The organism is Enterococcus sp. AZ071 (assembly GCF_050499065.1).
In the GTDB taxonomy this organism is placed as follows: Bacteria; Bacillota; Bacilli; order Lactobacillales; family Enterococcaceae; genus Enterococcus_A; species Enterococcus_A ferrettii.
Map to the genome: position 1 here is coordinate 2,753,177 of NZ_JBIPAS010000001.1, position 25,653 is coordinate 2,778,829.

The following is a 25,653-nucleotide window of genomic DNA, read 5'->3' on the forward strand; positions in this document are numbered from 1 at the left end:
CATATGACAACTAAACTGTCATATGCCTTAAGACAACCTTAGTATAACACGGACCAAATACATGTCAACGCTTTCTTTTATTTTTTGAACTTTTTATATTGATTGGAACATATGTTACTATTGCCAAAAACCTTATAGAAAAGGTGATAAAGCTTGTTAAAATCCACTTTAATCCATTTGGTTTTGCTTTATCCATTATATAATATGGAAATCGAACTATTTATTAAATAACCAAAAATAAAAGTAGCGCTGACTATAAAGATCACTTTTTTTAGTTTTTTTTAAAAGATTGATCATTTATTCACTTGAATTGCTTTGATTCCTTTACTGTGAATAGTAGAAATGATTTGAAAATTTCCAAGTATTTTAGAGCCGATCTTCTTCTTCATTATCCCCTTCATTGTGAGCGTTTACACATTGATTATTTATAGCTGGTCTTTAGTTAAAAAACGATGAGTTAATTGAATAATTACGATGAGAATCGGTTAATTTTGTGATTTTTATATGAAAAGAGCATCCCTGCTTTAGGAGCAGGAATGCTCTTTTAGAATATTTCTATTCGTCAGCCAATAATTCTGAAGCAATCGCATCGGTAGTTACTAGTACGTTGACTAGCTGATTTTCTACGGCTACTTTAATTGCTTCTATCCGCTGGTCATCAGCAGCAATCGTTAATACCTGGGGAACCTGCTTAATAGCGGGCAAGTTCACTCCGATGATGCTTCGGTTGATTTTGCAGGCAGCCTCTTCTCCTCGTGCATTGTAAAAACGAGAATTGATATCACCAACGATTTGGCTGTTGCGGAGTTCTTCGATATCTTCTTGGGAAAGATAGCCGATTTCTTCCATTGTACTTCGCTTGTAAGGACTGCCGATTCCAACAACTGCGATATCTACGTTTAAACCATCGCTTAATACTGATTCAATCGCTTGGTTGCTTTTCAAAGCATCTGCCAGCTGTTCGTTTGCCAATAGCGCGGGTGCATAGAGATATTTTGACTTGCCGCGAACCTTTTTAGCCAAATCATGACTTAACTGATTGGAGTGGATGTTGACGAAATCATCTCCCATGCCGCCGATTAGCGGGACAACTGAAAGGGAGGAATGATTGCTGTAAGGAAAATAGTCTACCATTCTTCTAATTGCCTTGCCCCAAGAAATCCCGACACTTTTAGCCTGCTTCATCTGTTTATTTAAATAGTAAGCAGCAGCTTTTGCAGTCATTTTTTCGATTTCTTCAATCGTAAGATCCTTGGAATCAATGATAACGGCCGCTGCCAAACTATATTTCTTTTCCAGCTTTCTTTCCAGCATCGAGGTATAGGCGTTTTTGCTGTTAATGGTAATTTCTACAATACCTTCTTCGCGGGCATCCAGCAGTAATTTAGATACCAGTGAACGAGAAATACCTACCTGCTTGGCGATCTGAGCCTGAGTCAATCCCTCCTCATAATACAAGCAGGCCATTTTGACAATATTTTTTTCTTCTATTATATCCATCGCTAGTTTCTCCTTATATGAGATACAGGATTTCCCCAACAGCTAATTAAAAGTAATGTCGTCTCCCACCTTCAGCTCAGGAAATACTTTTGGTTCAACCAAAATCGCACCTGGCAAAATTTCATTGTTTGCGCTATCTCTAAAATAAATCGAAATATGTCCCAGTGCTTGGTAATTAGGATTGGCTTCGCTGCCCACCTCCAAAATGGTGTATTCCTGTGAGCCAATGGTCAGCTTGCCACCTTTTTTTAAGGCATCCGCCGGGCGTTGATCTGTCTCATGAATGACACAAATGTCGCGCAACTCTGCTGTCGCTTCCGGGCCAAACAGCACTAGCAAAAACTCTTCAGCGAAATCTTCGACAATCGATCCAATTTCAGTAATTTTTGTTTGATGCATGCTTAAGCTCCTTTAAAAGTATCATCTTGCAGCTTGCGTAATTGCCACACTGAGGTACTTTGATCCAATTCCACATCATCTTCTGTGATGAAAGTCTCAGCCTCAATGTCGCGTTTAGCCACAACCTCGCCAGAAATTAAACCGATTGGAATATGTCCTTGTGCGTCCATGTCGGCATGTGTTTCTAAAACGCCTCGAACACAATAACCGCCGATACCGTCTAATTTTTCTCCAGCTTTGATCGCTTTTTTAGTGACGGCCACAGTTTCTGAAATTGGTGCCCCCATTGGAATGATGGCATGATCCTGCTGCAGAACGGCTTTAGCAATAGTAATGGGTGTTTCTAAGCTGGCTAAATGATATGGTCGGTACAGAATGTGATGCTCCCGGTCGCCTTTTTTCATCAGATAGTTCAATTCACCAGCCACATCAGCATTTTGCCCCTTAACAATGACAAAGACACCAGGTGCTAAGCCATCCACATATTCTACTACCCCGTATTGTGAAAGGACGCCGCCCTTTTCTTTCAAATCAAGATCCTTAATTACTGAGTCCACATCACCGGATAAGCCGTGCATTCCAACCTTATCTGGAATATAACCAATCGCATTAGAGAGCAGGTTCATTTCGGCCATTGTTTTTGTTCCATCCTGGAAGGCCGCCAGCATGTGAGCTGCCATATGCTTACCGGCGGCTTCTTCAGCAGCTGTATCAGGATTGGCAGTCGTTTTCAGCTTATTGTTTTTGCCTTTTCCGGCAACTAAGACTTCCATTCCCATTGATTTTGCGAATTCAAATAATTCAGTCGTCGCTGCTGGTTCATCTCCATCAGAGCCAGTATAAACGAGACCAGCTGAGTCATATAATTTATGCATCAATGGTCCAATGGTAATATCGATTTCAACATTTAATAGGACCAAATGTTTTTTGGCAATTAAGGTTTCCAGCGCAATTTTGGCGCCCACCTCAGGAACACCAGTAGCATCAACAATTACTTCGTTTAAGTCAGAGTGAATAATCTCCTTAAAATCCGCCGATACCAGCAGATCATTTTTTACTTCTGAAGAGGCTAAATAGGCTTCTTTGGCTTTTTCAGCATTTTCTACGAACAGATCGCTGACTCCAGTTATGATCATGCCAGGTATCGTCGCAATTTGGGCGATCATGCCGCGGCCCATTTGCCCAGCCCCGATTACTCCGACGCGAATTGGGTTTCCTTCTTGTTGACGTTTTAACAGTTCTCCATAAAGTGTCATGTTATTCCCTCCGATTTTTTATTATCCATTTCAATTTGGATTAGTTTGATGGCTTCTTCGATAGATGCTTTGTATTTACTCGTTTGAATTTCTGCTGACAGGTTTTGAATTCTGCAACCGGTTAATTCATGACAGGTTTTAAATTTGGCGAAAACGGTTAGACCTGACATCACTTGGCATTCAGTAATTACACCGTTCTTGTCTGCCAGCATCAAGGTAACCATGCGTGCCTTTAATTTGCTGTTGGCCATACCTACACCAAGAAAACCTTCTTCATTTCGTTCCATCATGCTTCGCAGTGTCTTCCGATAATAGCTGGCATGACTCATTGAGGTAGCGAGATTTAACAGTAGTAAAGCGATAATTATGAATACCAAGCGAAGATCGATCATTGTGTTCTCCTATTATGAATGATTTAGTTTACTGTCACAGCGGTTGGCAGATATTCCTTCACCATACGGTTCGCTAAGATCTTCGGTGAATTAGCGAAATTACCGATCGTTGATCCTGCGATATGTGGCGTGATGGTCACATTTTCCAGCGTTAAATAAGGATGGTCAGCTGGCAGCGGCTCTTGCTCAAAGACATCCACTGCTGCTCCAGTAATTTCTTTGTTTTGCAGGGCTTCAATTAAATCTTGTTCATTAATTAGCCCTGAACGAGCACTGTTAATAACTACAGCGGTAGACTTCATCTTTTTGAAGTACTCGCGATTCAACATGTTCTTAGTTTCTGGTGTCAGTCGGTAATGCATGGAAATAATGTCGGCTTGAGTGACTAATTCTTCTAAGGAAACTTGAGTATCTGGTGTGTCTCCAGTGAAATAGTCGTCAAAGAAGATAATTTTACCGCCAAAGGGCCGAACTAAATTAGCTACCTTCTGTCCAATTGCCCCATAGCCGATTAAACCAACTACTGACTCTTTCAATTCTGGTGCCAATACACCGTTGGGATAGTATTTTTCCCACTCGCCATTGCGCAGCTTGCGGTCTGCTCGAGCAATATTGCGGATTTCTGACAGCATCAATCCGACAGCGTATTCTGAAACGCTGGTTTCGCTGCGCCCAGGTGTATTAAAGACTGTGATCCCTTTTGCTTCAGCATAGCTGCGGTTGACGTTTTCAATCCCTGCTCGCAAAACACCGATAAATTTCAGATTTTTTGCTTGGTCGATAACTTTTTTGCCAATCGGAGCAAATTGCGTAATGATATAGTCATATTCTTCAATGTCCGCTAGTAATTCCTCTGGCAAATCAACAGCTTCACTGCCTTGTTTTTCCAGCGTAATATTATCTTTTTGCAGGGCCTCCAAGTCCTCATGCTTCCAATTCTTAGCGACAACAGTAATTCCATTTTCTTCTAACAAGGAGAGTCCTTTTTCCATCATTTCCTGATCGATGAAAAGGTCCGCGATTGCTAAACATTTTGCCATTTTCTTAACTCCTATCCTCATTTAATGTGACAGACACTCGGAAGTTGCCTGGGGTACTTGCTGCTTGAAAAGCTGCTTGAATTTCAGCCAATGGGATGTGCGTTTCTACCAATTTGGAAACATTCACCCGTCCAGTGTTCAGCATTTCAGCTGCATCAGAGAAGTCTTCCAATGTTGATCCATAGGTTCCGATTAATTCTAAGCGCATGTAATGAATCTTGTTAGAATCAACATCCATTTCCGGTGATGGATATCCGGCAGCATACATGGATATTTTGCCGTCTTTCGGTTTCACCATTTCCAAGGCTTGGTTATTTGCTGCAGTAGCACCTACGGCTACCACTACGATATCGGCTCCCTTACCATTGGTTAATTCCTTCACCTTAGAAACCGCATCTACTTCTTTAGGATTGATGGTTTCAAAACCCATCGCTTGTGCTACCTGCAGCTTCTTCTCCATTAATTCAGAAACAATTACCCTAGCACCAAAGGCCCGTGCTGTTTCTGCATTTAGCAGACCCATAGTTCCTGCACCGATTACAATTACGGTATCGGTACCGGATTTCACCCGCAGCTTCTTCATGTTTTGAATCACTGATGATAATGGCTCTACAAAAGCTGCTTCTGATGGTGGCAATTCGGGATTCATTTTCACGAAGCTTTTTGCTTTGCGGATAAAGTAGTTGGCAAAACCGAAGATACCATAATAGTCCTCTGAGTAATTTTTACCGAACTGCTTGATGTTTTCGCAGCTGGTTACCTCGCCGTGTTTACATTCATCACAATAACCGCAATAGTCATAGACGACGCTGACTTTATCGCCAACTTCATAAGTGTCGCCAACAGCAGTTCCTTTAGCAATCACTGTTCCTGAACATTCATGTCCACCCGCCATAGGATAGCCTTGATGCTCACGCAATCCCAGCCATTGCTGGTAATCAGTTGTGCAGATGTTGCAGGCTTCTTGCTTAACAAGAAGCTCATCTTCCTTGAGCTCTGGCAATTTCATTTCTTTCACCTCGGCTACTCCTTTTTTGAGTAAGCAGCCAAACTTAATTTTTTCAGGAATCATTTACCCTTCACCTCTTAAATTATTTTTACAGTCCGAATGACATGAAGTAAGCAACCACAACTGCCAATGGGCCAGTTAACACCCGTGAGAAAAGAATGGATGGAACACCAGAGGAAATCGTTGCCGGATCAGCCTCGCCAAGAGTCATACCTACTGGTGCAAAGTCACAGCCAACCTGTGAATTGATAGCGAATAATGCTGGTAGTGCATAATGGGCTGGAATGGTTCCGTTTGCAATTTCTGTACCGATTAGCAACCCGATCACTGATGCAATAACGGCTCCTGGTGCCAATAACGGCGACAGAAATGGTAGGCTAGTAATTAATCCTAAAATTACCAATCCTATCAGACTTCCAGCTAATGGTGACAAGACTTTTGCGATTAAATCCCCAATTCCGGTATAATTAATGATCCCGATTAAGGTAGCGACAAAGGCCATAAACGGTAAAATATTTGTCATAACCGTTTCAATCGTCTCACGTCCCGCCTGATACATAATATTGATAAAGCTCCCAGCTGCCCGGCCTATTTTATCAATCAGTCCAATGAACCCTTTTTTATTTTCGTAGCTTTCTTCCGATGCTGTCGCAGCTGCTTCCGGTGTCGGTTCTTCCATCTCTCTAACAATTGGTTCTTCTTTTATTTCTTGAACGACAGTTTCTTCTAAACTGCTGGAATTCCCATTAACTAATTCCAAATCATTTACTGTTGTTCCTGAAACAAAAATATCTTCCGTCATGAATTTCGCTAATGGTCCAGAAGGTGCCTGCAGCTTCACATTGACTGTTGGTATACGCATCCGTGGATAGGTACCGCAGCGAGCCGTTCCTCCACAGTCGATCACTGCTGCTAAGGTTTCGTCTTTTTCTACTGGATTCTTAAACGCATCAACCGCCGTTGTTCCTGTTAATCGAGCAATTTTTTCGGCTACTGGATGAATTCCTCCACCAGTTACACTAATGACGTATCGTTTTTTCACATCTGGTACCAAGGTTAATGGGCCACCCCAACCACCTTTTCCTTTATGAACAATTACTGTTTTACTCATCCTTTTCCCTCCATTCGTTAAGCACTGACAGCTTTCTTTTTGTCACGACTAGATAAAATAGCAGCAATTCGTTCAGTAACAATTCCTCGAATCAAGATGATGACAAAACCAGCTAATAGATAGCGAAGGGCCAGTTCACTTTGGTTCCCCACCTTTTCAAAACCAGCAGCAACCCCTAAATAAACAAATAATTCCGCGGCATTCGCATGAGGAAAAAGACCAACAATTGGGTGAACCATTGATACGGTTGAGTCATAGTAAGCTGCCTTGTGTTCTTCCTTTAAGAATCGTCCAAAGGTATAACACATCGGATTAGTTAAAAAGAAACATGCCAGAAATGGAATCAAGGTGTAACGTAAAACGATAAACTTAGTACATGCTTGCATGAAGCCAAAAACTCTTTCCTCACCGATGATCTTGATCAAAGCGTTTACAAATAAAATTAACGTAATGAGTAGTGGGATAATTCCGGTAAGGAACCCCACAAATGTGTCAGCTCCTGCTTGAAACATTCCGATGAAACCGTCTGATAGTTTTACTAAAAAATCCATAACCTTCCTCCTAAAATTTGGAATATGACACTCGCGCGAGTTTTCGTATCATATGACACAAATCGTGTCTAATGATACTTTCGAGAACAATATATCAAGTGACACAAAAAATGTCAAATGATATTTTTACTTTTTTTTTTCAGCGATATGGTATAAAATGGTACTGTCTTAACAGTACGCAAAAGGTACTTAAGCGTTGCGTATAGAAGGAGGAGAGATATGAGCACATCCGAAGAAAGAAATATGCTGAAGGTTGCCACGCTCTACTACAAAGAGGGGCTAACACAGGTGCAGATAGCGAAAAAGCTAGGCGTCTCACGCTCTCTTATTTCAAAATGGCTGATCGCCGCCCGCAATAAGGGCTTTATCGAATTTTTTATTAACAGCGAAGATGTCTATTCCATTGATCTGGAAAACAAATTGGAAAAAGAGTTTGGCATAAATTCAGCTGTCGTGATCGACACCAGCAATTTATCTTTTTCTGAAGTAGAGAAGGTATTGGGACAAACCGCAGCGATCTCAATTAAAAATAACATTGAAAAAGCGGATTCGATCGGGGTATCCTGGGGTAAATCAATCAAGAGCCTAGTTACCCAGTTTCCTTTTGAGAATTATCCTGACAAGGTCTTTATTCCCTTAATTGGCGGGATGGGTACGGATCATTTCGATATTCACTCCAATCAGCTATGTTATGAGTTCGCCAGGAAAACTCGCAGCACATCAAAGTATTTGTATACGCCAGCACTGGTATCCAATCCTTTAATGCGACAGGAATTTGAAAACAACATTTATATCAAGGGTATTTTAGAAGAGGCTAAAAATGTCTCTCTAGCAATCGTCAGCATCTCATCGCCTTACCATGTAAACACGATGGAGGAGATTGGATATATAACAAAAGAAGATATTCTTGAGTTAGAAAAGCTGGGGGTTGTCGGAGATGTGAATTCCCGTTTCTTTGATAGAGAAGGTCAAGAAGTTAATCATGACATTAACAACAATGTCATTGGGGTTGGGATCGCAGACTTGAAAAAAATTCCTCAGGTGGTAGCCATCGCCCACCATGAAGACAAGTGGTCTGGAGTTTACTATGCCTGTAAGAATCATTTAATCACGGATTTAATTACTACCGATGTGATCGCACATCGAATGCTTTCCGATAATCCAAATGCATAGAAAAATAGCAGCAGGTCCCTTAGTTTCAAGGAACCTGCTGCTTTTACTTACTCCATATTCGCGTGGCGATAATCCATCTCTGTTTGATCTTGCCCTGTCGCTTTTTTCAAATCAACAATCATACTGTCGTAAACCAGCCAAGACAGCTGTTCAAAAGAAGAGCCGTTCGGTTGAATAGAAGGAGCTTTTTCCATGGCAGCTTCGCGGGAAGAGATTCCTGGAATCCGAATGTAGGCATCTGCCAAGGACCCAATCGTATTCTCTGGATGGATGGTCACTGTTGCTAAGGCGGCCTCTTCACTTTTAGCCTTCTTAGCCATCGTTACCAGGCTTTCCGTTTTGCCGGAACCAGAGCCAACAATCAGCAAATCTCCTTTACGAATAGAAGGAGTTGTCGGTTCGCCCACAAAGCGCGAATCAAAGCCTAAGTGCATTAATCGATTAGAGAATGCCCGAGCCGCAAAACCCGAACGACCAGCCCCCACGATAAAGACCCGTTTAGCCTGCATAATTAATTCTTCCATGGCTTTCAGCTGTTCTTGGTCTACTTGCTTGGCATCTTCAGCCAGCTCAGCAATAATAGCCAGTAAATTTTCACATTCTGTCATTTACTCAGCTCCCACTTTTTCTTGTGCATCCATCGCAGCCTTAATCATTTGTACTTCCTTAACAGGATCTTCAGCTCGTGTGATTCCTGAACCCACGATAATAATGTCTGGGTTCAGAACGACATAATCCTGAATGGTTTGACTGCTGATCCCACCAGCTACTGCAATCTTGGTTTTTTCAGCGTGCTTGATCATGATTTTTAAGTCATCTAAGGGTGTGCGGCCTAACGCCTGTACATCTGCACCTGTGTGCACAGCTAAAACATGAACACCGATTGCTTCTAATTCCTTGATTCGCTGCGGCATATCCTCTACACAGATCATATCCACCACAATCTGCTTTTTGAAGTCTTCGGCTGCTTTGACACAATTTTGAATAGTCACTAAATCGCTGACTCCTAGCACCGTCACATACTCTGCTCCAGCTTCAAATCCTAACTGTGATTCATAATAACCGCCATCCATGATCTTCTCATCGGATAAAATTTCTTTATCAGGAAATTTTTCTTTGAAGCGGCGAACCCCTTCCATCCCCGAATCAATGACAAAAGGTGTACCGATCTCAATGATATCTACATATTCTGCCACTTGTTCTGCAAAGTTCAACGCATCCTCTAATTTGTGTTCATCTAATGCCAACTGTAATTTCATTCCTTGCTCTCCTCATCCCTGCATATTTAATAGTTTTTCATCCCTACTGGTATACCTGCCGCTGCCATCAACTCTTTTATCTCGTCATCTAAATCGATCAAGGTTAATGAAGCTCCTCGCATATCCAAGGAAGTAACAAAATTGCCCACATAAACCTGATGGATCTGATGCCCTTGGTCTTTTAACAATTCCAGGACTTTTCCAGCTAAAATATATTGCTCCATCAGCATCGTACTGCCTAAGCCAGAAACCATCACTGAAAATTCTCGTGTATCGCTGAAATCAAAATCCGTTAACAGCGTTTGAACCATCTCCTCAGCGATTGCATCCGCGTTTTTCAGCTCCTCTTTACGGATTCCGGTCTCGCCATGATGTCCAATCCCAAATTCCATCGTTCCTTCTTCGATTTCACAATTGGGGGATCCTACTGCTGGAATCGTACAAGGTTCCAAGCCGACACAAATACTACGCGTGCGATCGACAACCTTTTGAGCAACCTCGATTACTTCAGCTAGACTGCCTCCGGCTGCAGCCTTGGCTCCGCCAACCTTCCACATAAAGTAGCCGCCCGCAATGCCGTGTCGTTTTTCCTTGGTTTCTTTGGGGGAAGAAGCTACATCGTCGGTTGCTACCACATATTTGACCTCGATATCCTCATACTCGACCATCTGAATCGCCAGTTTCACATTCATGTTATCGCCGGCATAGTTGCCAAAAAGACAAGCAACGCCTGAACCAGCATCTGCTGCCAGCATGGCATCGTAAAAGGCTTGCGCAGGGGGCGAAGCGAAAACTTCTCCGACTGCTACAGCATCCAGCATCCCTTCCCCAACGTAACCTAGAAAGGCCGGCTCATGTCCGCTGCCGCCACCAGTGATCACACCTACCTTGCCTGCTTTTTTCTCCTTCATTGCCACTACATGATCATTCTGAGGGGAAATCTGAATTTCCGGATGGACCAATGCAAAGCCCTTCAGCATATCCTCTACTACATAATCTGGATCATTTACAAATCGTTGCAAGCTATCTCCTCCTTAGTCTAATAACCCTTGAATTCCTTCCGCAAAAGCCGTCAAAATCAAACAACAGGAAGTTGCACCGGCATCCTGCTGACCAATCGATCGATCACCAATTCGGCTTGCTCGGCCTACTTTTGCCGCTAGCTGCTTGGTTGATTCCAAACCCGTTTCAGCTGCTTGAACCATCGCCTGCAAGCATTCGGTGAAGCTAACGGTTAGCTGTTTGGCCTGATAGGTTTCAACTGCTGGTGTCAGTACATCCATCAAGGTTTTGTCGCCTACCTTGGCTTCAGTCAACATCGCGATATTTTGATAAGCCTTTTCCAGCATTGCTCCTACAACGTCTTTTGTAATCAACTCTTCTTTGCGAGAGGCCGTGCTTAGTCCCCGAAAGAAGCTGCCGTAAAGCGGCCCCATCGAGCCCCCAATTTTATTCACCAGGACATTACTAATCACCTTAAAGCCTTCACTCATGGTAGTAATTTCCTGCTGACTGATTTCCTTTTCAGCCATCGTAAACCCCTTGTTCATATTAATGCCGTGATCTCCATCACCGCCGACACTGTCAACCTCACTCAAATACTCACGGTTGACTTGGACCGTTTGAATGATCTTTTGAACAATGGCTAAGCCCTCTTCGTTTCTAAACCCGTTCGTCATTGGCCTGCTCCTTCAACCTTTGATAGTAACCACATATTTGTTCGTGCATGGGGCTGCCCTGCTTCAAGCTGGTAAAGTGTTCAATTGACTCTTCTATGCCATGCTGCTGAACATACTCCTGCAATTTGACCGCCTGTTCGTCCTCCGGCTGCTGGAATAGAAAAACAGCCGCGATCCCTTCTAATAAACGCTGATTTTTCAAGCCCTGCTCTTCACATTGAACTGCCGGCCCTACTAAACGTTCGTTAGGTTCCAATTTGCGAATCGGCGAGCGGCAAACCCGGGCGACCGTATCTACTACACCTGGTGTTTGGAACCGACGAATCGCAAAATCGATATACGCCTTCAGCTCTGCTTCACTAAAGCCATATTTTTGCGCCAATAATGCAGCAGCTTCTCCCATTGCTTCTTTAGTTGTCTGAACCAGGGGCTCATTCGCAAAAATATCTGACATAATCTCGTAGCCTTGAACTGCTCCTAAATAGCCTGCCCAGGCATGACCGCAATTGATGATATACAGCTTACGCTCAATATATTTTTGTAAATCATCGGTGTATTCAGCGCCTTCAATCGGTTCTGTTGCTGGATCAGCTAACTTGTTGCGTTCAATGACCAGCTCAAAATCTACCCCGATATTGATGACCTTTTCCCCCGCCCGCTGATCCTCTAATACCATGCGGTCAACCGCCGTGTTGGGAAATGCTGCGGCTTGCTCCAGCTGTTCTTCCGTCAGCTGGCCTAGCTTCAAAATCTCTTTTTTTAGAATTTCACTGTTGAACATCGCATTCTCGCAAGCCAAAACATTGATTTTTTCCTTTGCTTGCAAGAATCGCCGATGCAAGCCTTCTGAAATCGTTGGTGCTACCTTGTCTAAATTGTCTGCCCAGACGGCTGTTGTCAGGATATCGGCAGTCAGAATTTCTTGGATGACGGCTGGTGCTTCAGTGACTGGAGATAGCGCCCGCACCCGATTAATTGTTTTTTCCTGATAATTTTCTTCAATGACATAAAGATGATACAGCTGCTTCTGATTGATCTGCTGGTTCAGCTGTTGATTCACATCGACTAAAACAATGTCGTAGCCGGAATCATGAAGTAAGTCGGCAATAAAACCGCGGCCGATACTTCCTGCCCCAAAATGTACTGCTTTCATTTTTACACCTTCGCTTCGTTTATAGTATGCCGGTGATTGCTCCCAATAATGAGATGGCCAAAATAATCAGCATGATCATCACCATTTTTTGGTTCTTTTTGTTTAACCACCAGTAAATGCCTAGTACAGCTAACAACGGTAATAAGCCAGGCACGATGCTGTCTATAATATTTTGAACGACAAAGGGTTCATTGCCATTGCCAAAGCTGAATTCTAGTGGTGAACTCAGACTGACGTAGTTGGAGGAAAGAGCCCCCATCATGAACAGTCCTAAAGTGCTGGCACCGTTGATCAATTCCTTGATTCGACCAGAGCTTAAGATTTCACGAATCGAAGCTCGACCCATCTTATAGCCGTAAACCGAAAGTTGTGTCCCAATGGCAATTTGCAAAATCGGCAACAACAGCAGCACAAAGGCACCAATCGCGTTGCCTGTAGCTGATAGGCTGGCACCTAATGCAAAGATAATCGGCTTCAAGGTTGCCCAGTCAATAGAATCACCAACTCCGGCTAACGGTCCCATCAATCCGGTTTTTAACCCCGTAATCGCATCATCCTCAATCGGCTCACCGTTGGCCTTTTGTTCCTCCAAGGCGATGACAATTCCGTTAATTGCAGAGCCAAAAACCGCTTCAGTATTATAGAAAACTAAATGCCGCTGCAGGGCTTCTTTCAAATCCTCTTTGTCCGGATAGAGCTTAGTCAAAATCGGAATCAGCGAAGAACAAAAACCAACCGCCTGCAATCGTTCGTAGGAAATCCCCATTTCACAGGTAATGTAGTAGCGCAACCAAGCATTTCTGACTTCTTTTTCAGAGATTTTCTTTTCTTCCATTTTTTACCCCTCCGCTCCGGCTTTTTGATACATTGTAATCAGTAGAATGGCACACAACCCGAAGATGGCCGCTCCTAAAACAGGAATACCGCTAAATTGAATCAGGAAATAGCCAATGAAGAACCATGGCAGTAACTCTTTTTTCCCAATAACAAACATCGTCAGAGCAAATCCCAAAGCTGGCAGTAAACCACCGGCGATAGAGAAGCCGTGGGTTAACCACTCGGGCACACTTTCCATAAAGCTGTTCACCGCATCCGCTCCATAATAGTTCGCTAAAAACGGAATCGGAAAGCGCAGGAAGAAGCTCAAAATTGTCGGATATACGTTGTTACACATAAAAATTTGTCGGGTATTCGCTTCTTCTGCATAACGATCAGCCATATGGACAAACGTTACATTAATCGTCTTCCGCAGCTGATCGATAAATACACCCATCACTCCAACTGGCACGGCAATCGCAATCGCCAGCTCTGTTGAAAGCCCTGACCGTAGTGCAATCGGAATAGCAATCAGTCCGGCCAAACAATCATCGGCCGGTAAATTCGATCCGGCAGCTACCAGTCCAATGTACAAAATCTGAACCGCCGCCCCAATAATAATGGCCTGCTTCATATCACCCATGATTAATCCAATAAATAGTGCGGAGAACAGAGGCTGACGAATCGCATGAGTAATTCCGTAGCCAATATCCGTTTTCATAATCCAATAATAAATACCTGTAAAAATACTAACTCCTAACATAAGATCAACCCACTTTCTTACTAGCTTTTTCTAAGCTTAACTTTGGTTCCTCTGGTGTAACTTGGAAGGTGACTTCTGCGCCTTGTTCCTGCATATAGCTAAGATTGTCAATATCGGATCGATCGACTGAAATTCCCTTCACAACGGACGTTCGACCATTGCCGCTGCCTAACCCGCCTACCTGTACTTGCTTAAAGCTCACTCCCTTTTCAACCACTTCCCGCGCATCTTCGATATTTTTAAACAACACTAAGTTTTTCCCAGCGTCGTAGTTGCCAGCTCTGGCTGCCACTACAAACTGATCCTTTGAAATGACATCTACCTGCATACCAGGTGGCGCTGCAATTACATAGATATCGGCCATGAATTCATCCGCAGCTAATTGATCGTTTACGACAATAATCGATTTGACATCAGTTAACTTGCTCCACTTGGTAATGACCTGTCCATGAATTAAACGAAAATCAACTCTTACTAGCTTAATGCCCTCTAACATTTTTCCGCCTTCCTCTCTTGCATGATTTTTTTCACGTCTTTGATTCCTTCTGAACCACTCTTAATCAGCTTATCTGTCAGTCCGTCATAGTGTTCCTGCATCCGAGCCATTTCAGCTTCAATCAGCATCGGCAGGTTCACTCCCGATAGAACGATTACCTTCTCCTCTAGTGAAAATCCAGCTGCAACGTTGCAAGGTGTCCCGCCAAATAAGTCCGCCAAGATGATGTATTGATCCATTCCATTCGCCAAAATGGTTCGCAGCTCTGTCATTAGCTCCATTGGTTCCTTTTCTGCCTCTAGCGAGATGGAATAAACATCTTTCAGTTCTCCCATGATCAATTCCGCAGAAGCCAGCAGCTCTTGACCAAAATTCCCGTGGGTCATCAGTACAATTCCTACTTTTTTCATCGCCTGCTCCTTCTATCCTCGTGATTTTCCGCCGGTAATATTCATAATGGTGCCAGTGATGTAGGAAGCATGATCCGATTGCAAATAGCTGACTAAATCGGCTACTTCCTGAAGCAGGCCCACCCGACCTAACGGAATAATCTGAGTGTAGTCACTTTTTATTTCTCCCGCCTTCACCCCTCGGGTATAGGCTAGTTTTTCCATATGCTGCGGATTCCCCATGGGTGTCGGCTCATTGATTCCCGGTGCTACGCCAACTACCCGAATATTGAACTGCCCCAGCTCCTTCGCCCAAGAAAGTGTAAAGGAATTAACAGCCCCCTTTGTAGCAGAGTAACCACTTTGTCCTTTGGAGCCTTCCATTCCTGCTTCAGAGGAAATATTCACGATGACTCCACTTTTTTGCTTAACCATTTCTCTAGCCGTTGCTTGCGACATGAGGAACAAGCCTTTTTGATTCACCTGATACATGATATCCAGTTCCTCTTCACTCATTTCATGGGCTGCATCGTTCTGATAGTAATCCACTAAAAGATTCGGGCGATTGGCACCGGCATTGTTCACTAGGCCATCCACTCGACCAAATTTTTCGATGACCGCTGCAATACATTTTTCAGCATCGGCCTTCTTAGTGATATCGCAAGAGACATAAGTTACGTGAGCTTCTGCTGCCAATTCTTCATTTTCCACCCGATCGGCAATTACCACCTCTGCCTGATTCCTTAACAAGTTGCGGACAATGTTTTCACCAATCCCCATACTGCCTCCAGTGACCACAATTACCTTTTGCGAAAGATCGATCCAACGTTCTTCCATTTACAAACCTCCTAAAATAATGACATCATGACGTCTCTACATTCTTACAATCACAGAATAGTACAATTAGAGATTGTTGTCAACGTTTTCAAGAGATTTATTTTGCATTTCTTTTGTGTACTTGTTACAATACAATTGGTAATGACGTCATGACATTGATAAGTGAAGGGATCTTAGTATGCAACCAATAGATAAAACCAGTCCAATTCCTTTGTATTTCCAGGTAAAAGAGGACATTATTAAAAACATTAAAGAGGAAAAATTTAAAGAAGGCGAAGCTTTACCGTCTGAGGTGGCTTTGATTGATCAGTACGATGTCAGCCGTACAACAATCCGACAAGCTGTCGATCAATTAGTCAACGAAGGATATCTGGAACGCAAGCGGGGCAAGGGAACCTTTGTCAAGAAAGCCAATAACTTCTACTGGGATTTAGCCGAATTAAGAAGCTTTGATGAAGAGGCGCAAAAAAAGAAGCTGTCTACCAGCACCGAATTGTTAGCGATTAAGCGGATTGAAAATAACGATACAACGCGCAAGGTCTTTAATGACCAATTTGAAGACTTTTTCCAATTGGAGCGTTTGCGCTCAATTGAAAATCATCCTTCCGAAATTGTGACAACTTATGTACCAGCTCCGCTGGCAGCCAATTTAGACAAGTTTGATTTCTCAAAAATCTCACTTTTTGATATCTTGAAGGATACTTATACTATTGATATTTCTTATGCGGAGAAAAAATTTACCGCCATTAACTGTGGTCCTGAGGATGCCAAGCAGTTAAACCTGAAGAAAAATGATGCGATTCAATTAGTTGAAACGGTCACCTATGACAGCAATAATGTGCCGGTTGAGTACTCAATTGCTAGAGATAAGGGCTTAATTTCTACCTTTAAAATTGTTTTGAATAAGAAGTAGCAACGCAAAAAACGGCAACTTAGGATAGTAACCTAAGTTGCCGTTTTTTTCAACGATTTCCCTCAATCCGTTCCTTCAGCTCCTGAATAAATGGCTGATAATCTACTTTTTGATAGTCTGAAACATCAAACTCGACTAATTCCCCTAATTGAAATTGGTGGTAGCGCCGATCGCTGATTATCTGGCGAAAGGCTTCTTCGGTAATCAATGCATCCGCTTGAGTACGTTCGGTAAGCTGATCGCCAAAGTGATAGTTGGTCATAATGTGGCTTAAATGCCGATCATCCGCCACATCTCTTACCTTTCGCCGCTGCCAAAGAACGTCGAAATCAGCCACTAAACGAATGGTAATGATATGATAGTCATATTTCTCTGCTAACGCCTGCAAGTTAGGCGCTTGCTTTTGACTGAAGGGATACTCTGAAAGGATTACCCGTTTGCCTGCTTCCATATATAAATCCAATACCCCATAATAAAACTTCCAGACTTTTTGTTCTAATGTCGCTTTTTCTGCTAGGCTGTTAAACCCAACTGAATCTGCTAGAATCTCTTTGCCTTCATCTGGGGTAATGACGAACAGCTCCGGCAGCTCCTTTTTGATTTCATTAATTAAATAGGTTTTGCCGGTTGCTGGACTCCCTGCCAGTAAGATCAGGTATTTTTTCATCTTATTTTTTCAATGTTAGCGGACTGTCTACGTTCATAAAAAGCCCAATTTTGTGTTTAACAATCTCTTTTACCTTGATATTTGCCGGGATTACATTATGGCGCAGAGATTTGTTGACTTCAGTTTCGGCAAAGGATTCTTTCGCAGTTTTGGTCCAATTTACCAGCAATTCGGTTCCGACATTAAACTTGCGAATGCCGTGGTTGATTAGTTCAGGGTAATCTTCTTCTTTTACTCCAGTACCGCCATGTACTACTAATGGAATATCGACAACTGCATGGATTTCTTTTAATAAAGGAATATTGACTTCCGTTTTGGATTTGAATTGACCATGGTTAGTTCCAATGGCAATTGCTAATGCATCCACACCGGTTTGTTCGACAAATTCTACTGCATCGGCAGGTTTCGTATAAACCTTATCGTCTTCTGCAACTGAAATTCCTTCTTCGGTTCCGCCGATGGTGCCTAGTTCACCCTCCACTGAAGCGCCGTGGGCATGGGCATACTCAACTACCGCTTTAGTTTTGGCAATATTTTCTTTAAAGGGTAAATGCGACCCATCGTACATTACGCTAGAGTAGCCAGCATCGATGGCCGCTTTGATTTCGTCAAAGTCTCGTGCATGATCCAAATGCAGGCAGACATCCACCATTTCATCCTCTGCAATTTCCCTGACTACCGCTACCATGACTTTGTAGCCAATATATTTAGCCGTATCGATACTGGTTTGGATGATGATCGGAGCCCCCATTTCTTTAGCGGCTCGAATCATTTCCGGCAGCATTTCCAAATTATGGGTGTTAAAGGCGCCAATGGTCATGTTTAATTCTGTGGCAGTTTGAGTGACTTCTTTGAGTGTTTTATACATGTATACAATACCTTCTTTTCTTTTTTATCCACTGATAGTGACTTTCTTGGCAATCTGGCGCATGTCGTCCATCTTGCCCATATAATAATCAATCCCTGCATCGTCGCCGTTGCGGGCAGCTTCAGCTCGCTTGGCGTTGTAGAGACTCATTAACTTTTTGTAGCCGTCCTTGATGGTGAGTTTGTACTCCAGACTGGTTTCTAATTCTTTGATGGCCTGCTCTGTCTCTTCTAATTCTGCATAGGTGAGACCCAGCTGTTCATGTAATTGAGCCAGCTCTTCTTTTTCTGCTGGATCAGCCGCTTCAATTTGAGCGGTTAATTCCTGAAGCTTGGCTGTTAAGGCTTGCTTTTCCTCTTCAGTCAAAGCTGTTTCTACTACCTCAGCTATTTCCTTTTCTTTCTTTTTGAAAAAGCCAAACATAAGGTGCTCCTTTCCAGCCTAAAAGGCTTTTAAGATGGGGCTTAAGATCCATGCGTACAATAGAGCGACCGTAACAGTATCAACATCGGTTGCGGTGGCATTGACGAAGCCCATTTGATTGAAAATTGTTACTAATAAAGCTGGCAATAAGGTGATAAAGAACCCGTGAGCGATCCCACCGATAATTGCACCTCGTCGTCCACCAACTGCATTTCCGAAGATTCCGGCGGTACCACCAGCAAAGAAGTTCGTTAACATTCCTGGCAGAATCATAGCTAAACCGAACATCGGTAAAACAAACATGGCGATAATCGTACCAATCGTTGTTGTAATGAAGCCTAAAATAACTGCGTTTGGTGAGTACGGGAAGAATACCGGACAATCTAGGGCTGGCACTGCATTCGGCACAAGCTTCATAGCGATTCCGCGGAAGGCTGGCACGATTTCTCCTAATAACAGACGGACGCCAGATAGCAGGACATAAACCCCAACGACGAACTGGATTGCTTGCAAGAACGCATACATCAAGTAATGTTGAGAACCAGTGTCTACAGCTCCTGCTCCAGCGAAGGCAGCAGTGATAATGTACAACGGCACCATGACTACCATCACCGATAGATAAGTATCTTGCAGGAATTCAAAGGATTTTGGCAAATTGATATCTTCGATTGATTTTTTGTTTTCGCCTTTTTCACCGAAAATGTAAGCAACCCCAGCTTCAAACATGTAACCAATCGTGCAAAAGTGACCTAAGGCAATATCATTGGAACCAGTAATCTTACGAATAATCGGTTGAGCAATTGCCGGCATAGCAACGGCAAAGACGGCACCAACAAATCCGCCTACTAGAATCAAAACGATTCCCCGCAGGCCAGAGAAATAACCAAAGACAGTTGTCATCGTAGCCATCCATAAAATTGCCTGACCAGTTAAGAAGATATATTTCCATTTAGTGAAGCGAGCAATGACAATATTAAAAACAAAAATGGCTAAAAAGGTTAACGCAATATCACGGCCTAAACCTAATTCGTTCATCGCCTGTCCATTAATTGCTTCAATGGAAGGAATAATCCCCTGCATATTGAAGCCGGCTGTGAAGATTTCACCGAAGTAGGTTAAGCTGCCCACGATAATACTGGAGCCGGCACTTAACACCTGGAAGCCCAGCAAGGTTTTCAAGGTACCAGAGATTACTTGTCCCACTGATTTCTTTTGCAGAACCAAGCCCAACATGGCAATTAACGCGATTGTGATTGAGGCCTGTGTCAAAATATTTTGAATAATAAAATTCACTACACCCATTTTTTTGTCTCCTTTATGCTAATTTTTTACAAAGCGCCTTTTTCTGCTAAAACTGGTAATAATTTTTCTTCGATTTCTGCTTTTGAGACGATATTCTTTAAGAAAACAATTGCTGTTTTGCTTTCATCAATCGAAAACTTTTCAAACTGTGATTGGAAATTAGTGGCAGTAATAATTACATCCGGCTGAACCGAAGCAGCTGTTGAAATATCTACATGATCCAATTTTGCATCGACATTGTGTGCATTTAAAACATCCTCAGCTGCCATCTGAGCGGCAAAGCTGCTGCCTAAGCCTGCACCGCAAACAAATAAAATCTCTACTCTTTTTCCCATAATCATTTCGCTCCATTCTATTTTTAAAAAATTAATTCCTGCTTAACTGAACAACACGGCTTTGAATTCTTCGATCTCAGTGAACTCGCTTAAGCGGTCAATCTTTTCTTCATCGTTGATCAACTCCACCAGGCTTTTCATGATATTTAAGTGGGAGAAGGAATCCACTGCCGCCAGACAAAAAACGATTTTGACTGGATCATTGCTGTCGTTGCCAAATTCCACTGGTGTTTCTAGTGTGGCTACACTAAGACCCAAGCGATTTACACCATCTTCCGGTCGAGCATGGGCTAACGCGATATGCTTGCCTATCACAATATAAGGTCCGAACTCCTTGACCGATTGAATCATGGCCTCCACATAACTTTTTTCAATCACTGCTTCCTTCAATAGAGGCTCAGCTACATTCTCAATTGCTTCCTCCCAATCGTGAACAGGCTGCTTCAACAGAATGGCACTGTCCTTTAACACATCTTTCAACATTGGCTGAATCTCCTTTTTATTGATCACTAAATGGTTTTGATCAAAAATTATTTCCAATTCTTTATAAATTTCACCATTCACCTGACCTTGGCTTCGTTCAATAATGTCAATCAAGGTGTAAAACAAGTGAGTAGAATCGTTGCTGTTGTTAATCAAACGTTTATATTTGCTGTTCTCCGTTAAAAATTGCTGAATCCTCTTCTTGCTTTCTTCCTTGATAATCGGGTCCAGCTCCAGCAGCGGCTTCTTATCGTAAGAAACATGAACGGTGGAAAATACTAGATCCACATCCAGCTTATCGATCAAGTCGATCTCTCGAGAGCTTAATACTGCTAATACTTCAATATTGAAAAGCTCCTTTAAGTTTTCCGACAGCAGTTTTCCCGTTGCCATTCCGTGGTTGCAAATCACCACCGCTTTGTAGACGTAATGAAGATCCTGATTAATCGCACTAACCGAGGTAGAAAAATGAATGGTTAGAAAAGCGATTTCATCTTCACTTAATTTTTTCCCGGTCCATTTCTCAATTTCTGGTGTGAATTGCTGAATAGCTGTGTAAATATTGCCGTAGTTCTTTTGAATATTTTCTTTTAAGGGATTCACAATTTGAACATCGCTTTTTACCCGATTAATTAATCCGGCGATGTGCTTATACAGGCCTTCCTGCAGGACTTCCTCCTTGCGAGAAAAAGGAATTTTGGTTTGCGTTTCAACAAATTTGATCAGTTGAATCGATAGCAGTTGAGCCTGCACCCATTCGATAGAATTGTTCATATCCCGCGAGTTGAAGGTATTCAGCATAAACACAATGTACTTAATTTCAATTTCCGGCGGATGAATCACAAATTTATTACAGATCGCATTCACATAATCACGAATTTCACTTTGTGGTGTATCTACAACTTCCCAAGCGGTACTGGCAATCATATCCTGCCTTAGAAAGCGGCTGAGCCACACAGCGGTAAAAACAATTAACTGATTTCGGTAGATATTGTCTTCAACCGATGAGATAGATTGGTCGTACAGCTGATCCAGCTTCTGCAATAGCGACAGCGGAATATACTGGTCAAGAATCGAACGATTTAACGAGGATAAATGTTCCTTCTCTGGATCAATCACCCCAACCGTGTCGTTAATGATGTCATAGATCATCGTGCGGATGGACCGTTCCGCTCCACGAAGCACAATTCCCTGCTTAGCAATGCTTAATACTTCAATTCCGTAGGTTTGCAACGTCGTTCGAACCCGCCGCATGTCTTCATCCAAGGTACTTTTAGAGATGAGATACTCCTCTTCCTTTTGATAGAGAAAAACCGGGCGTTGGCCTAAGGAAAAAGCTAAAATCAAATCAAAAATCCGATTTTCTCTTTCCAGATACTCGGGGGTTCCCACCTTCTTAGTAAATTCGTTCAATTGCTTTCGCTGATCAGCTGATAGAACCAGCTGGTATCCTTTTTTGCGAACATTTTCAATTTCAGGAAATTTTTTCTGTACTAAAAAGGCATTGATTTCCTTCAATTCATTGCGAATGGTGCGAGCACTGATGTGGAATTTCTCCTCCAGTGCTGGCAAGTCCAAAGGATAGTCAGTAGTTATAAAAAGCTTTAGAATGTTAATCGTTCGATCTTTCATGTTCTTATCCCCTCGTCTAAACAAAGTATATAGGCGGCAACAATTCTTGATAAGTAGAGATTATTGCCACATATTTGTGCAAAAATGTAAGCGCTCTGATTGGTTTGCTGATTTTTTAGCAAACCCTCCATCAGTTCCCAACGTCCAAACAACGTTATTTTATGTTTAATAAATGATAGAAAAAAGACCCTCATTAACAAAAATACTCTGTTAATGAGAGTCCTGCTTTTAAGAAGTGCTTTTCTTACTGCTGCCCGTATGTGCCGAATTTTTCCACTGCTTCCGCCAGCTGTTCCTTGTTCAATAAAACAGGGGTGCCAATACAGCGCGCACGGTAATTTAATTTTGCGATAAATTCAATATCTTTAGCGATTTCAAAAGCCTGAGACAACGTACTGCCAATCGTCAAAACACCATGATTTCCTAACAAAATTCCTTTATCTTTACCAATTTTGTTATAGGCTTCTTCGGCTAATTCATAGCTGCCAAAGGTGCAATACTCACAACAACGAACCTTTTCTCCAATCGAGCCGATGATGTAATGCAGCGGTTCAATTTCCTGCTGCAAACAAGCAAAAGTGGTGGCATATTCAGAATGCGTGTGAACCACACTATTAACATCTGGACGATTGCGATAAAAAATAGCATGCAAGTCGTATTCACTCGAAGGTTTGCGGTCGCCCTCAACGATAGTCCCTTCTAAATCCATCACGACAATATCTTCCATTTTGGTATCAAAGTAGGGAATGCCGCTAGGGCTGATCAGCATAACACCTTCCTCCCTTAAAAAAAGACTGATGTTGCCGCCAGTACCTGTCGTTAACCCTTCAGTAATCAGCTTCTTGCCGTATTCAACAATCGCTTCCCGTTCTTTTAAATAATTCATTTTTTCTCATCCTTAATAAAATATATTTTCTGGGTTCACTTTCATGTAACTGGCTAAATCATAAGGCGAAAAGATGCCGCGATCGGTAACAATTCCACCAATTAATTCCGGCGGCGTCACATCAAAGGAAGGATAAATCGCTATAACACCAGGCAAGGTATGCTTGATGCCGTTCATTTCCAGTACCTGCTCTGGGTTCCGCATTTCGATTTTAATGCTTTCGCGCGTCTTTTTATCCGCATCGGGAATCCCCGTCACAAAATAGGGAATCCCAAAACGATTAGCCAACAGCGCAATCTGATACGTCCCCACTTTATTGGCTATGTAACCGTCTTGAGCAATCGTATCAGCTGCAGAAGTATAAATATCAATTTTTTCATGGGTCATAAGATAGGCAATCATATTGTCAGAAACAACAGTCGTTTCAAAGCCCATTTCAGCACAACAGCTGGCAGTTAGGCGCGCCCCTTGTAAATAAGGTCGCGTTTCAGCACAGAAAAAACGCAGCTGTTTGCCCTGCTGCTTAGCTTCCCGTAATAGAGTTCCGATAATTGTTTCACCAAAGCATTGGGTGAGTACCGTACCCTCGTCAGGAATTTTGTCGATTAAATATTTTGCTACCTTGCTCATAGTAAAATACCGACGATTTAGAGAATCAATCGTATTTTGCTTGATAGACTCAGTAGGGTCATGCCCAATAGTTAGGGCTGCTTCCGCTACCCGTAAACATTTTTCCGTGATTAATCGCATGCGATTCGCAGTAGTCGGACGAGCTGTTGCAATGGTTTCGGAGGCTTCCTGCAAATAAGCAATTTGTTCCTCAGGAGCTAAGTCCTTACTTTGATTACTAGCTAAAGCCATGCCCATTCCCGCAGCTGTATACGGTCCGGCACTTTGCGTTACCATATCGGTAATCGCCTGAGCTACCTCCTGATAAGTGGTACATTCCACAAATTCTACGCGAGTTGGGTAGATGCGGCGGTCCAAAATTCGGACCTTGCCTGCTTCATACCAAGCCACGTTCTCGTATTGCAATAACGTAGGCATCTCTGTATCTTGTCGTTCCATTTGACTTATCGCTCCTTTAATTCGTTCACATGTTTGATTAATTGCTGGCCGCTGGTGATCTTCCGGCGATCAATAATCAATTGAATCCCAATTTTGATCAATAAGCGCTCAATTTTCAGCTGGGCTTCTGTCTGTGTTAGCAGGCTCAATTCTTTTACCTTTGAGTCACCAACCACTCGCCGTATAATTTCAGTTCCAGCGTAGCCTAAAGCATCGGCAAAAATGGCATCCAGCATACTTTGTTCAAACGCTTCATTGCGGTACAAGGAACAATGAACCTGCTGATCATAAATCGCTTCGAATTTTGCTCTGGTTTTGTCATAAACTTCTTGAATAGCCGACTGGCTCCATTGATCAAAAGCCTTGTTGGACTGTTTTTTTAACATATTTTCGACCATTGGAAAATACAAATGAGCCAACACATTGCCGATATCATAGCCAATCGGACCATAAAATGCAAACTCAGGATCAATGACCTTTAATCCCGTCTGATTAATAAAGATAGAGCCAGTATGCAAATCCCCGTGGATCAAAGCCTGAGCATTGTTCATGAAATTGTTCCTCAGCCAAGCTACCTCGGATTGCAGCGGAGCATTTTGATACAAGTTTTCCGCCACGAATTCCTGATTACCAGGGGTGATGATATTTCGCTGCTTATAGTTATTATACGGCTCGGTAAAGACCAAATCCTCACTAATGTCCGACATCTCACTATTAATAAAATCCCGTACCTTTTGCTTTTTTACATCCCGCGCTAAAATCAGGTCAGTCGTCGGCAATAGGGTCTCTGCTAGATAATCAGATATCTCTTCGCTGAAACGAGGAAAAACCTGCTGATCAATCAGCTGATAGCGCATATTGTGGTACGTGGAAATATCTTCCATAATTAAAGCATACATTTGTGGATCAAAATGGTAAACCTTTGGCACGTAATCCGGCGCCAATTCATTTTGCCAAAGCAAAATTTCTGCTTCAATCCGGCTGCGATCAATTGATAGCGGCCGGCCAGAAGAGCGCAGCAGCTTGTCTGCCTGTTTAATAACCACACTTTCCCTAGTTGTCTGATTCATAATTCGAAAGACATAATTAATATTTCCGTCACCAATTTCAGCCACGCTCAGCTCTTCAATTGAAGGAAACAGCTGTAGTTCATTGACTACATAATCAGCAATTGCTGCTTGATCCATCAAAAAGTGTTTTTGATAACGAGGATTTTTTGCAAGCCGTACTTGCATGAATTTCGCCTACTTTCT

29 protein-coding genes are annotated in these 25,653 nt (G+C 42.6%); 2 read left to right on the forward strand and 27 right to left on the reverse strand.

Annotated elements, in window-relative coordinates; all coding sequences use genetic code 11:
• Positions 1-555: 555 nt before the first annotated feature.
• The 8 genes from IGI49_RS13650 to srlA are packed head-to-tail and all read right to left on the reverse strand — an operon-like array spanning position 556 to position 7,258.
• Positions 556-1,500 (reverse strand): sugar-binding transcriptional regulator, encoded by a 945-nt coding sequence (locus IGI49_RS13650; RefSeq protein WP_429962143.1) that lies wholly within the window; start codon positions 1,498-1,500, stop codon positions 556-558.
• A 42-nt stretch (positions 1,501-1,542) separates the two neighbouring features.
• Positions 1,543-1,899, reverse strand: a complete 357-nt coding sequence (locus IGI49_RS13655) for a PTS glucitol/sorbitol transporter subunit IIA (protein ID WP_429962144.1) — start codon at positions 1,897-1,899, stop codon at positions 1,543-1,545.
• A gap of 2 nt (positions 1,900-1,901) precedes the next feature.
• Positions 1,902-3,155 (reverse strand): NAD(P)H-dependent oxidoreductase, encoded by a 1,254-nt coding sequence (locus IGI49_RS13660; protein ID WP_429962145.1) that lies wholly within the window; start codon positions 3,153-3,155, stop codon positions 1,902-1,904.
• Positions 3,152-3,547 carry a transcriptional regulator GutM gene (locus IGI49_RS13665; protein WP_429962146.1) on the reverse strand — a complete coding sequence of 132 codons (396 nt, stop codon included), beginning with the start codon at positions 3,545-3,547 and terminating at the stop codon, positions 3,152-3,154. Before IGI49_RS13665 ends, IGI49_RS13660 begins: the two co-directional genes overlap by 4 nt.
• 23 nt (positions 3,548-3,570) lie before the next feature.
• A complete protein-coding gene (locus tag IGI49_RS13670) occupies positions 3,571-4,587 on the reverse strand; it encodes a 2-hydroxyacid dehydrogenase (RefSeq protein ID WP_429962147.1) in 1,017 nt (338 codons plus the stop codon).
• A 4-nt stretch (positions 4,588-4,591) separates the two neighbouring features.
• The gene (locus tag IGI49_RS13675; protein WP_429962148.1) at positions 4,592-5,659 is read right to left on the reverse strand and encodes a zinc-binding dehydrogenase; all 1,068 of its coding nucleotides are present in this window, start codon (positions 5,657-5,659) and stop codon (positions 4,592-4,594) included.
• 25 nt (positions 5,660-5,684) lie between these two features.
• Complete coding sequence (srlE, locus tag IGI49_RS13680; RefSeq protein ID WP_429962149.1) at positions 5,685-6,707, reverse strand: PTS glucitol/sorbitol transporter subunit IIB; 1,023 nt, start codon at positions 6,705-6,707, stop codon at positions 5,685-5,687.
• A 17-nt stretch (positions 6,708-6,724) separates the two neighbouring features.
• Positions 6,725-7,258 carry a PTS glucitol/sorbitol transporter subunit IIC gene (gene srlA / locus IGI49_RS13685; RefSeq protein ID WP_207703941.1) on the reverse strand — a complete coding sequence of 178 codons (534 nt, stop codon included), beginning with the start codon at positions 7,256-7,258 and terminating at the stop codon, positions 6,725-6,727.
• Between the two features lie 219 nt (positions 7,259-7,477).
• Between srlA and IGI49_RS13690 the strand changes: the two genes are divergently transcribed.
• Entirely contained in the window at positions 7,478-8,431 is a 954-nt protein-coding gene (locus IGI49_RS13690; protein WP_429962150.1) for a sugar-binding transcriptional regulator, read from the forward strand.
• Between the two features lie 47 nt (positions 8,432-8,478).
• Here IGI49_RS13690 and hxlB read toward each other — a convergent pair whose 3' ends face one another.
• From hxlB to IGI49_RS13740, 10 genes are read right to left on the reverse strand one after another with little or no spacing between them, the layout of a single operon-like run.
• Positions 8,479-9,039, reverse strand: a complete 561-nt coding sequence (hxlB, locus tag IGI49_RS13695; RefSeq protein ID WP_429962151.1) for a 6-phospho-3-hexuloisomerase — start codon at positions 9,037-9,039, stop codon at positions 8,479-8,481.
• Positions 9,040-9,690, reverse strand: a complete 651-nt coding sequence (hxlA, locus tag IGI49_RS13700; protein WP_429962152.1) for a 3-hexulose-6-phosphate synthase — start codon at positions 9,688-9,690, stop codon at positions 9,040-9,042.
• Between the two features lie 26 nt (positions 9,691-9,716).
• Positions 9,717-10,712, reverse strand: a complete 996-nt coding sequence (locus tag IGI49_RS13705; RefSeq protein WP_429962153.1) for a dihydroxyacetone kinase subunit DhaK — start codon at positions 10,710-10,712, stop codon at positions 9,717-9,719.
• Positions 10,713-10,724: 12 nt separating this feature from the next.
• A complete protein-coding gene (dhaL, locus tag IGI49_RS13710) occupies positions 10,725-11,369 on the reverse strand; it encodes a dihydroxyacetone kinase subunit DhaL (protein ID WP_429962154.1) in 645 nt (214 codons plus the stop codon).
• Positions 11,353-12,522, reverse strand: a complete 1,170-nt coding sequence (locus IGI49_RS13715) for a mannitol dehydrogenase (protein ID WP_429962155.1) — start codon at positions 12,520-12,522, stop codon at positions 11,353-11,355. Before IGI49_RS13715 ends, dhaL begins: the two co-directional genes overlap by 17 nt.
• A 19-nt stretch (positions 12,523-12,541) precedes the next feature.
• Positions 12,542-13,357: a PTS system mannose/fructose/sorbose family transporter subunit IID gene (locus IGI49_RS13720; RefSeq protein ID WP_429962156.1), complete on the reverse strand. Its 816-nt coding sequence runs from the start codon at positions 13,355-13,357 to the stop codon at positions 12,542-12,544.
• A 3-nt stretch (positions 13,358-13,360) separates the two neighbouring features.
• The gene (locus IGI49_RS13725) at positions 13,361-14,101 is read right to left on the reverse strand and encodes a PTS mannose/fructose/sorbose/N-acetylgalactosamine transporter subunit IIC (RefSeq protein WP_429962157.1); all 741 of its coding nucleotides are present in this window, start codon (positions 14,099-14,101) and stop codon (positions 13,361-13,363) included.
• A gap of 4 nt (positions 14,102-14,105) precedes the next feature.
• Entirely contained in the window at positions 14,106-14,597 is a 492-nt protein-coding gene (locus IGI49_RS13730; protein ID WP_429962158.1) for a PTS sugar transporter subunit IIB, read from the reverse strand.
• The gene (locus tag IGI49_RS13735) at positions 14,591-15,007 is read right to left on the reverse strand and encodes a PTS sugar transporter subunit IIA (RefSeq protein ID WP_429962159.1); all 417 of its coding nucleotides are present in this window, start codon (positions 15,005-15,007) and stop codon (positions 14,591-14,593) included. Before IGI49_RS13735 ends, IGI49_RS13730 begins: the two co-directional genes overlap by 7 nt.
• Before the next feature lie 12 nt (positions 15,008-15,019).
• Positions 15,020-15,823, reverse strand: a complete 804-nt coding sequence (locus IGI49_RS13740) for a sorbitol-6-phosphate dehydrogenase subunit (RefSeq protein ID WP_429962160.1) — start codon at positions 15,821-15,823, stop codon at positions 15,020-15,022.
• Positions 15,824-16,001: 178 nt separating this feature from the next.
• On the opposite strand from IGI49_RS13740, the gene IGI49_RS13745 reads away from it, so the two are divergent.
• A complete protein-coding gene (locus IGI49_RS13745; protein WP_429962161.1) occupies positions 16,002-16,736 on the forward strand; it encodes a GntR family transcriptional regulator in 735 nt (244 codons plus the stop codon).
• Between the two features lie 49 nt (positions 16,737-16,785).
• Here the strand turns inward: IGI49_RS13745 and IGI49_RS13750 are convergent, their stop codons facing one another.
• The 9 genes from IGI49_RS13750 to mtnK all read right to left on the reverse strand — a co-directional run bounded on the left by IGI49_RS13750 (position 16,786) and on the right by mtnK (position 25,635).
• Positions 16,786-17,403: an AAA family ATPase gene (locus IGI49_RS13750; protein ID WP_429962162.1), complete on the reverse strand. Its 618-nt coding sequence runs from the start codon at positions 17,401-17,403 to the stop codon at positions 16,786-16,788.
• Between the two features lies 1 nt (position 17,404).
• A complete protein-coding gene (locus tag IGI49_RS13755; protein WP_429962163.1) occupies positions 17,405-18,271 on the reverse strand; it encodes a class II fructose-bisphosphate aldolase in 867 nt (288 codons plus the stop codon).
• Positions 18,272-18,295: 24 nt separating this feature from the next.
• Positions 18,296-18,694: a tetratricopeptide repeat protein gene (locus IGI49_RS13760; protein WP_429962164.1), complete on the reverse strand. Its 399-nt coding sequence runs from the start codon at positions 18,692-18,694 to the stop codon at positions 18,296-18,298.
• Positions 18,695-18,712: 18 nt separating this feature from the next.
• Positions 18,713-19,996, reverse strand: coding sequence for a PTS sugar transporter subunit IIC (locus IGI49_RS13765; protein WP_207703935.1), 1,284 nt, complete (start codon positions 19,994-19,996; stop codon positions 18,713-18,715).
• A 26-nt stretch (positions 19,997-20,022) separates the two neighbouring features.
• Positions 20,023-20,331 (reverse strand): PTS sugar transporter subunit IIB, encoded by a 309-nt coding sequence (locus IGI49_RS13770; RefSeq protein ID WP_429962165.1) that lies wholly within the window; start codon positions 20,329-20,331, stop codon positions 20,023-20,025.
• A gap of 42 nt (positions 20,332-20,373) precedes the next feature.
• On the reverse strand, positions 20,374-22,446 hold the full coding sequence (locus IGI49_RS13775) for a BglG family transcription antiterminator (protein ID WP_429962166.1): 2,073 nt from the start codon (positions 22,444-22,446) through the stop codon (positions 20,374-20,376).
• A gap of 244 nt (positions 22,447-22,690) precedes the next feature.
• The gene (locus tag IGI49_RS13780; protein ID WP_429962167.1) at positions 22,691-23,332 is read right to left on the reverse strand and encodes an L-fuculose-phosphate aldolase; all 642 of its coding nucleotides are present in this window, start codon (positions 23,330-23,332) and stop codon (positions 22,691-22,693) included.
• A 12-nt stretch (positions 23,333-23,344) separates the two neighbouring features.
• Positions 23,345-24,400, reverse strand: coding sequence for an S-methyl-5-thioribose-1-phosphate isomerase (locus IGI49_RS13785; RefSeq protein ID WP_429962168.1), 1,056 nt, complete (start codon positions 24,398-24,400; stop codon positions 23,345-23,347).
• A gap of 5 nt (positions 24,401-24,405) precedes the next feature.
• A complete protein-coding gene (gene mtnK / locus IGI49_RS13790) occupies positions 24,406-25,635 on the reverse strand; it encodes an S-methyl-5-thioribose kinase (RefSeq protein ID WP_429962169.1) in 1,230 nt (409 codons plus the stop codon).
• Between the last annotated feature and the right edge of the window lie 18 nt (positions 25,636-25,653).